1 pseudogene is annotated in these 769 nt (G+C 62.9%); it reads right to left on the reverse strand.

Annotated elements, in window-relative coordinates:
- Positions 1 to 283: 283 nt before the first annotated feature.
- Positions 284 to 769, reverse strand: a pseudogene (locus tag IBL25_RS26420) (transposase); the annotation flags it as partial.

A 769-nucleotide genomic window follows, 5' to 3' on the forward strand; every position in this document is an offset into this window, starting at 1 on the left:
CGCCCTGGCGCGGAAGCTCAACAAGAGCGGCTATGGCGGCTATCTGGAGAGCCTGATCGGGCAGCGGTGAACACAAGAGCGGTGGTGGGTGCTGATCTGGTGCCAGAAGCAGCCTTACAGTACCCAGCAACGCCGCTCAGCAGATTTTCCAGTGTCAAACAGCTTGTGTGCTGCCGCCTGCATTTCGTGCAGCCCTATGGGCAGGCCGTCCAAGTCAAGAGGCGCGGCTTGGCGGCAACGGATCCACAAACCCAATTGTAGGAACTTCACCTTAGAGCCCACTTCATAACGGCCGCGCCAATCTCCGGACGAGGAGCATGGCGGTGGCGAGGGTGAAGAAGGCTGCAGCGGAACTGGTGGTGGCTTCATGATCACGCGCCAGACGGCGGCATCGCCCGATCCAGGCAAAGGAGCGTTCCACCACCCAGCGCCGCGGCAACACCACGAAGCCGCGCTTGACCTCTGGCAGCTCGACCACCTCCAGCTCGATGCCATGTGCCTGGGCGGCGTTGGCTGCCTTCTGGCCGGTATAGCCTTGATCGACATAAGCCAGATTGACGCTCTGGCCCGTTGAGCCCTGCACTGCTTGGGCAAGCCATCCGACCTCAGCCCGGTCACCGGCACTGGCAGGGTAACATGCAGCGCCAGCAGGTGACCCAACGTGCCGACCGCCAGATGCAGCTTGAAACCCTTCTTGCGCTTGGCACCGTCATAGCCTGCCCGCTCTCCGCTCTCCGCTCTCCGCTCTCCGCTCTCCGCTCTCCGCTCT

It is taken from the genome of Pseudoroseomonas ludipueritiae (genome assembly GCF_014490445.1).
Classification (GTDB): Bacteria; Pseudomonadota; Alphaproteobacteria; order Acetobacterales; family Acetobacteraceae; genus Pseudoroseomonas; species Pseudoroseomonas ludipueritiae.